This is a genomic window from Leucothrix arctica (assembly GCF_003172895.1).
Lineage (GTDB): Bacteria > Pseudomonadota > Gammaproteobacteria > Thiotrichales > Thiotrichaceae > Leucothrix > Leucothrix arctica.
In genome coordinates this window covers 45,046-52,634 of sequence record NZ_QGKL01000027.1, presented here as the reverse complement: position 1 = coordinate 52,634, position 7,589 = coordinate 45,046, and the positions used below count along the sequence as shown (strand labels likewise).

The 7,589-nt window shown below is 44.6% G+C and carries 10 protein-coding genes; 6 read left to right on the top strand and 4 right to left on the bottom strand.

Annotated features, from left to right (window positions below; genetic code table 11):
• From DKT75_RS08940 to DKT75_RS08930, 3 genes are all read left to right on the top strand, one after another.
• Positions 1 to 360 (top strand): DUF3316 domain-containing protein (locus tag DKT75_RS08940; RefSeq protein WP_109823081.1); only part of this gene is annotated, 360 nt, incomplete at its 5' end.
• A gap of 220 nt (positions 361 to 580) precedes the next feature.
• Positions 581 to 943 (top strand): DUF3316 domain-containing protein, encoded by a 363-nt coding sequence (locus DKT75_RS08935; protein WP_158278819.1) that lies wholly within the window; start codon positions 581 to 583, stop codon positions 941 to 943.
• A 242-nt stretch (positions 944 to 1,185) separates the two neighbouring features.
• Complete coding sequence (locus DKT75_RS08930) at positions 1,186 to 1,548, top strand: DUF3316 domain-containing protein (protein WP_109823079.1); 363 nt, start codon at positions 1,186 to 1,188, stop codon at positions 1,546 to 1,548.
• A gap of 177 nt (positions 1,549 to 1,725) precedes the next feature.
• Here the strand turns inward: DKT75_RS08930 and DKT75_RS08925 are convergent, their stop codons facing one another.
• Complete coding sequence (locus tag DKT75_RS08925; protein WP_109823078.1) at positions 1,726 to 2,619, bottom strand: LysR family transcriptional regulator; 894 nt, start codon at positions 2,617 to 2,619, stop codon at positions 1,726 to 1,728.
• Between the two features lie 104 nt (positions 2,620 to 2,723).
• Between DKT75_RS08925 and DKT75_RS08920 the strand changes: the two genes are divergently transcribed.
• The 3 genes from DKT75_RS08920 (at position 2,724) to DKT75_RS08910 (ending at position 5,358) form a co-directional block, all read left to right on the top strand.
• A complete protein-coding gene (locus DKT75_RS08920; RefSeq protein ID WP_109823077.1) occupies positions 2,724 to 3,425 on the top strand; it encodes a CoA transferase subunit A in 702 nt (233 codons plus the stop codon).
• A 12-nt stretch (positions 3,426 to 3,437) separates the two neighbouring features.
• The gene (locus DKT75_RS08915; RefSeq protein WP_109823076.1) at positions 3,438 to 4,094 is read left to right on the top strand and encodes a 3-oxoacid CoA-transferase subunit B; all 657 of its coding nucleotides are present in this window, start codon (positions 3,438 to 3,440) and stop codon (positions 4,092 to 4,094) included.
• 76 nt (positions 4,095 to 4,170) lie between these two features.
• The gene (locus tag DKT75_RS08910; protein WP_109823075.1) at positions 4,171 to 5,358 is read left to right on the top strand and encodes an acetyl-CoA C-acetyltransferase; all 1,188 of its coding nucleotides are present in this window, start codon (positions 4,171 to 4,173) and stop codon (positions 5,356 to 5,358) included.
• Between the two features lie 80 nt (positions 5,359 to 5,438).
• On the opposite strand, the gene DKT75_RS08905 is transcribed toward DKT75_RS08910, so the two are convergent.
• From DKT75_RS08905 to DKT75_RS08895, 3 genes are all read right to left on the bottom strand, one after another.
• Positions 5,439 to 5,864, bottom strand: coding sequence for a GFA family protein (locus DKT75_RS08905; RefSeq protein ID WP_245923145.1), 426 nt, complete (start codon positions 5,862 to 5,864; stop codon positions 5,439 to 5,441).
• Positions 5,861 to 6,466, bottom strand: a complete 606-nt coding sequence (locus tag DKT75_RS08900; protein WP_109823074.1) for an RraA family protein — start codon at positions 6,464 to 6,466, stop codon at positions 5,861 to 5,863. The genes DKT75_RS08905 and DKT75_RS08900 overlap by 4 nt, the downstream gene beginning before the upstream one ends.
• Positions 6,467 to 6,644: 178 nt before the next feature.
• Positions 6,645 to 7,550 carry a methylenetetrahydrofolate reductase gene (locus DKT75_RS08895; protein ID WP_109823073.1) on the bottom strand — a complete coding sequence of 302 codons (906 nt, stop codon included), beginning with the start codon at positions 7,548 to 7,550 and terminating at the stop codon, positions 6,645 to 6,647.
• Between the last annotated feature and the right edge of the window lie 39 nt (positions 7,551 to 7,589).

Sequence of the window (7,589 nt, the reverse complement as noted above, 5' to 3'; positions counted from 1 at the left end):
AAAACGTTAACTTCACTAGTAGCAGCATCCGTTCTTTTAATCGGCGCGTCAGCAGCTCAAGCATATGACTTCGAGCAAAATGAAAAAGACACCGTCATGACAGAAACTGCTTCAAGCCGTTCTGAAGCTTACCAGCTGGGTCTGAATAAATTGACACAACTACAGTCTGCTTCACCCCGTCAACTGTTCAATGAACTAGATATCTTTTCTTTGGATGCCGATGAAAGCACGACTCGCCTAAACGATGGCGCATACATTACTGTCCAAGAACGTACAGCACCAAACGGACAAGCTGGTTATGTTGGTCTAGTAAATGTTGACGTGAGTTACCTTGAAGAGCGTCAGAGCGATAACGATTAATAGCATCACCCTGTAAGACCGCAGTTTATTTCATTCTGCACTCCTCCCTTTTAAGACCGGCTTTTGTCGGTCTTTTTTTGTCTGTAAATAACCGATTTAATTTAATAACAAATAAAGTCAGTAAATGGCAGTAATGTCATTTTCTCTGAAAGGTTTGTGTCAGCATCACAATGTCATAGTTAACCCACTTAAACGAGAACCTTCAACAGGAAAACATATTATGAAAACGTTAACTTCACTAGTAGCAGCATCCGTTCTTTTAATCGGCGCGTCAGCAGCTCAAGCATATGACTTTGAGCAGCAAACAAAAGACACGCTAACAACTGAAACGGCGTCTAGTCGTGCTGACGCTTACCAGTTAGGTCTTAACAAATTGACACAGCTACAGTCTGCTTCTCCACGTCAACTATTCAATGAATTAGACATCTTCTCTTTGGATGCTGACAAGAGTTCAACTCGTATTAAAGATGGTGCTTATGTGACGGTTCAAGAGCGTACAGCAGCAAATGGCAAACTTGGTTATGTTGGTTTAGTTAATGTTGATGTTAGCTATAACGAAGACCGCGATAGCGACAACGATTAATAGCAATACCTGAAAGACCGCAGTTTATTGCATAAACTGCACACTCCTCCCTATTTAGACCGGCTTTTACCGGTCTTTTTTTGTTTGCGAGAAATGTTTTTTATAAAGCTGAATAACCATTTCAATTTAATGACAAAAAAAGTCTTAAATGGCAGCAATGTCATTTTCCTGAAAGTTTCCTGTCAGCATCACCGTGGCATAGTAGACCCACTTAAACGAAACCTTCGATAGGAAAAAAAACTATGAAAACGTTAACTTCACTAGTAGCAGCATCAGTTCTTTTAATCGGCGCATCAGCAGCACAGGCATATGACTTCGAGCAGCACACAAAAGACACGCTAACGACTGAAACAGCGTCTAGCCGTGCAGCAGCTTACCAGTTGGGTACAAACAAATTGTCTCAACTACAGTCTGCTTCACCAAGCCAACTATTCAATGAGTTAGATATCTTTGCAATTGATGCAGATGTTGACTCAGCAAAACTACAAAACGGATCTTATGTAACTGTTCAAGAGCGCATGGGCGCAAACGGTCAATTAGGTTTTGTTGGTCTAGTAAATGTTGATGTGAGCTACAACGAAGATCGTCATAGCGATAACGATTAATAGCAGCACCTTGTAAGACCGCAGTTTATTTCATTCTACACTCCTCCCTTTTAAGACCGACTTTTGTCGGTCTTTTTTGTGCGTCAGAATAACTCCATCACACACACCTCGTACCACCTGAATCTCTTCACTACTCTTACTTAAGTTACAACACGAACATTTAGACTACAAAATAAACTAGAGGTGGCTCAGGCTATCTAAAATACAAGCCTGCATAGCCTGCCCAGCCACCGACAACGTCTGCTGCCGCCTAGTGACAATCCCCAGTTCATAAGTAATCACTGGCGATGAAACTTCCCGACACTCAACCCCCATCTCCTCCATTTGCAAGCGACTAGTACTAGGCACCACACTCAAGCCAAGCCCTTCGCTCACCATACGCCCAATACTCACCAACTGATGCGACTCAAACGACGGAGTCATCGACAACCCTTTCTCCGCTAACGCCTTATCAATCAATAAACGCGTTCCCGCAGGTCGCTGCAAACTAATGTGCGGATAACGAAGCACTTCAGACCACTTCAGTTCTGTTTTCTCTAGCAGTTCATGACCCGCTGGCAAAATTGCAACGAACCGATCTTTAAATAACGACTTAAAATCAAGATCCAGCGCGTCATCTGGAGCAAACGTCACGCCTAATTCACAACGCCCTTCCCGCACCATTTCCACCACACTTTCAGCAATCACATCATGGACAGTCACATGAATATCAGGATATGCCTTATGAAACTCAGCAAGTAACTTAGGTAATCGATTTGTTGCATAAGTTGGCATCGCAGCAATATCCAACTTCCCTCGACGCAGCGCGAAGTGATTACGCACATCCTGCATTGACTGCTCCCAATCTGACAGCAGCCTCCGTGCGACAGGATAAAATGCTTTCCCCTCAGGTGTCAGCGACACCGAACGCGTCGTGCGAGAGAAAAGCTTACCACCCAACGCTTCTTCAAGGTTTTTAATGGAAATGCTCAGCGACGGTTGCGACAGGTGTAATTGAATTGCAGCTTCAGCAAAACTGCCCGTGCGTGCGACTGCGCTAAACGCGATTACTTGATTTATTGGGATAGTCATTAATAGTTTAAAGTTATCAATACATTGAAAAATACAAATTGATTAATATAACGATTTCTTGCAACCTAAACAAATCTTATGACGAAATAGGCAGGAGGATTACGGTGGCTGGATTTGACAAGGTAGTTAGCAGTTACGAAGAGGCGCTGGACGGCCTTGAAGATAACATGACAGTGATCGCTGGAGGTTTTGGCCTCTGTGGAATCCCTGAAAATCTCATCAAAGAAATTAAACGCAAAGGCACAAAAGGCTTAACCATCGCCTCTAACAACGCTGGCGTTGACGGTAAAGGCTTAGGCTTGTTACTAGAAGACAAACAGATCAAAAAAATGATCGCCTCTTATGTCGGTGAAAATGCGCTGTTCGAAGCGCAAATGATGAGCGGCGAATTAGAAGTCGAACTAACACCACAAGGCACACTCGCTGAAAAAATGCGCGCTGGCGGTGCGGGCATCCCTGCTTTCTACACGGCTACCGGTTACGGCACACCCGTTGGTGAAGGCAAAGAAACACGCGTATTTGACGGTCGTCACTACATTCTCGAAGAAGCACTAAAAGGTGACTTTGCCATTGCTAAAGCATGGAAAGCTGACCGCTTCGGTAACTTGATGTTCCGCAAAACGGCTCGCAACTTTAACCCAATGGCAATTACCGCTGGCAAAATTTCAGTCGTAGAGGTCGAAGAGATTGTCGAAGTTGGCGAGCTTGACCCAGACGAGATTCACTTACCGGGTATTTATGTTAACCGCGTCATTTTAGGCACGTTTGCAAAAGACATCGAACAACGCACTGTGCGCAGCGCTTAAGGAGAATTTGACATGGCTTTAACTCGTGAACAACTCGCTCAACGCGTCGCTCAAGAATTTCAAGATGGTTTTTACGTCAACTTAGGTATTGGCATTCCGACCTTAGCAGCTAACTATATTCCCAACGGCATGCAGGTCATGCTGCAATCAGAAAACGGCCTACTCGGCATGGGTCAATTCCCACTGGATGAAGAGGTTGACGCAGACCTAATCAATGCAGGAAAACAAACCGTTACCATGGTCGATGGCGCTTCCCTATTCTCATCAGCAGAGTCTTTTGCAATGATTCGTGGTGGTCACGTTGACCTCACGGTACTGGGGGCATTTGAGGTGGATTGCCAAGGCAATATTGCGTCTTATATGATTCCGGGCAAGCTTATCAAAGGCATGGGCGGCGCAATGGACTTAGTTGCAGGCGCTGACAACATCATCGTAACGATGATGCACGCGTCTAAACATGGCCAATCTAAACTGCTGTCAGAGTGCACCTTGCCACTAACCGGTAAAGGCTGCATCAAACGTGTCCTGACCGATCTTGCGCTAATGGACATTGAAGGTGGCAAGTTTGTCTTGCGTGAACGTGCGCCAGGCGTCAGCGTTGAAGAGATTCAAACACTGACCGAAGGCGAACTCGTCATACCAGACCATGTACCTGAGATGACATTTTAAGATAAGCGTGTTGTAAAATGCATCAGCCAGTTTATAACTGACTGATGCGACATAAAAAATTAGAGTAGGTAGGAAAATGAGCACAAAAGATGATGTAGTAATTGTTGCCGCTGCAAGAACACCTGTCGGTAATTTTGGTGGCAGTTTAGCAAAAGTACCTGCTACGACGCTGGGTGCAAATGTTATGGCTGACTTAGTAAAAAAGACAGGCATTGCACCAGACAGTGTTGATGAAGTGATTATGGGCAACGTGCTCACGACTGGCTTGGGACAAAACCCTGCAAGGCAAGCGAGCATTGAAGCTGGACTACCTGAGTCAGTTCCAGCAATGACTATTAATAAAGTGTGCGGCAGCGGTTTGAAGTCGGTACAACTGGCTTATCAAGCGATTACGTGTGGTGACGCAAGTGTTGTCATTGCTGGCGGTCAAGAGAACATGAGCGCCTCACCTCACTATCTACCGAACTCGCGTGATGGTAAGAAAATGATGGATTGGTCGCTTAAAGACTCGATGGTTAATGACGGCCTTTGGTGTGCAACGAATGATTACCACATGGGTATTACCGCAGAAAATATCGTTAATGAGTACACGCTGACCCGTGAGCAACAAGACGAGTTTGCAGCAAAGTCTCAACAGAAAGCAGAAGCGGCTTTAGCCAGTGGCGTGTTTGCAGATGAGATTGTGCCTATTGAGATCCCTCAACGTCGTGGTGACCCAGTCGTGTTTGATAAAGACGAAGGCCCTCGTGCAGGAGTGACGGCAGAAAGCTTGTCAAAACTACGTCCGGCATTTGACAAAAACGGCACAGTGACAGCGGGTAATGCGTCTACTTTAAATGATGGCGCAGCAGCTGTCGTGGTGATGACTCGCGGTCAAGCTGACGCACTAGGACTTGAGCCATTAGCTCGTATCGTGTCATGTGCTTCCACAGGTGTATCTGCAAAAGTGATGGGCACTGGGCCGACTACTGCTAGCCAAAAGTGTTTGAAAAAAGCGGGATGGTCAGTTGCTGATTTAGACTTGATTGAAGCAAATGAAGCGTTTGCCGCTCAAGCGCTTTCTGTGAATGAGTCAATGGGCTGGGATATCGACAAGATCAATGTGAATGGCGGAGCAATTGCGTTGGGTCACCCTATTGGCGCTTCAGGCGCTCGTATTTTGGTTTCTCTACTGCATGAAATGAAACGTCGTGATGCTAAGAAGGGATTGGCGACGCTGTGCATTGGTGGGGGTATGGGAATTGCGATGGCGGTTGAGCGGTAGTTCGTACAGCACGTTATAACATCTCAAACGCTAAGGCGTCATTTCAGATTACATGCCTGAGATGACGCTCTAAAAACAATTTATTTCTGAATGCGCTCACTATCTCTACCTTCTGAATAACAGGGCAAACCATCCTCAACTTCAAACCAATTCGCTTTAAAGTCGGTATAAATATGTACGTCTGGGCGTTCGGTGATTTCAGAGTCCAAAGTCCCTAATGCAAACTCTACTACTTCACCCGTATCGTTTGGCTCAGCAAACGTCAAACTAGAGCCACAGGTTTTGCAAAACTGGCGAGTTGTGCCGTTCTCAGCAACGAACTGGGTGAGTAATTCTTTACCTTCTATCCAGCGGAAGTCTTCGGATTTTGCTCCGCCATAACTTGAGAAAGCTGCACCATGAAACTTACGGCACATGATGCAATGGCAGTTACCCATTTTAGACTCTAGTTTATCTACTTCGTATTTTATGCCGCCACAGAGGCATTGGCCTTTTAAAGTTATCACTTCCCTAGTATTTCCTTAATTTTAGCCTCATGCCCTTCACGCCACTCAGCCAATGACTGCGCATCCGCCTCCGCCAACTTACTCAACGCTTTCTGCATAACCGTTTCAATATCAGCCTGAGGAACCACAACAACACCCTCCTCGTCCGCTACTATCAAATCCCCAGTATTAACCGTCACGCCACCACAAGTAATTTCCACTTGAGACTGACCGTCATCACTCTTACCACCCGGCTTTGGAAACGCACCAAGCGCATAAACAGGGAAGTTTAAATTACGAATCTCACCAAGGTCACGAATCACACCATCAATCACAAACCCAGCAATACCATTCTGTTGCGCCACTGCACACACGTTACCACCCGCAACGGCATAATCAGCACCATCTGTTTCTGCAACAATTATCGAGCCTTTTGGCGCACTATAAATCGCATCATGCAAATACGTATTACTACGATTTTCACATTTAACCGTAAAGGCAATGCCCATCATGCGAGGTGCAGGCGTTAATAATGACTTAATGGCAATATCCATCGCAAAGCCTTCGCCTTGAGCATCTGACACATCAGTCGCAAGTAAATTTTTGTATTGATCAAGATTCATAGTGAGTTCCTCTCTAAAGTGACAACAGCATTAAAAAGTTTAATAATTTAAGTCACTTAGTATAGGGCATGAAGTGATATTAAGTGCCTTTACGTATTAATGATCTCTATAATTTTTTGCATAAAAAAAGGAGCACTCAGCTTAGCCAAGTACTCCTCTATATCACTTAAACGACAGCTTATTTTTGAATGCGGTTTAGCAATTCAATAGACGCTTCAACCTCTTCCTTACGTACTGCAACACTTTCAATATTGCAGCCGATTGGAATATTTTTCTCATCAGCAAACGCTTTAAGCTCTAACCAATTCTGCTCAGACACATCAACTGACTGCTGCAAAATATCATGGCAATTCAGCAGTTCATTTTCCAACCAACGAGGAATGCTAATGCCCAACCATTTCATAAACTGAAGTGTTTTTTGAGAGCCACAAGGCGTCAATGTAAACAAGATCGGCACTAATGGAATGTTGTGTTCCTGACCATAATAATAGTAATCAGACAGCAAGTTTTTAGATGCATTCACATCATAAACACCCTGTGAAACAAAAAACGAGCACCCCTGTTTCATCTTATTAAACACACGTAGGTGTTCATCACTCTTTGACTCATGACGCTCAGGAATGGTCACACCACCCAACAGTACATCGCTATTTTTAGCGCGTCGTAAGTCATAAGCATCTGACACAGACATCGTTACTGCTTGATCTTTTGATGACGCACCAACAAATACCGTCAACTCTTGCTGTGGGTCTAAACTAGTCACAAAGTTCGTTAACTCAGCCTCACTGTACTTACCGACCGAGCGATAAATAACCTTTGGCACATTGAGAGCCGATAAATACTCACGGCTGTACTCAAACGAGTCTAAGGTTTCCATAAACGGAAATGGACGACCTTCTGAGGTTCTAGACGCTTCATCTTGAATGTCATAGAGAATCAGTCCATCAATATCTAAACCTTGTAGACGCTCAATTTGACGAGCAGATATTTCAGCAACTTTCTCGGCAGGTGACCCTGCTTTAGGAGGAACGATACCGTAAAGGACGATGCCGCTTTCTCTGTTTTTTATCTTATCAACTAGCATTTTTTACTCTGTATTTAGTATTCAGTGGTGTCTGTCTAA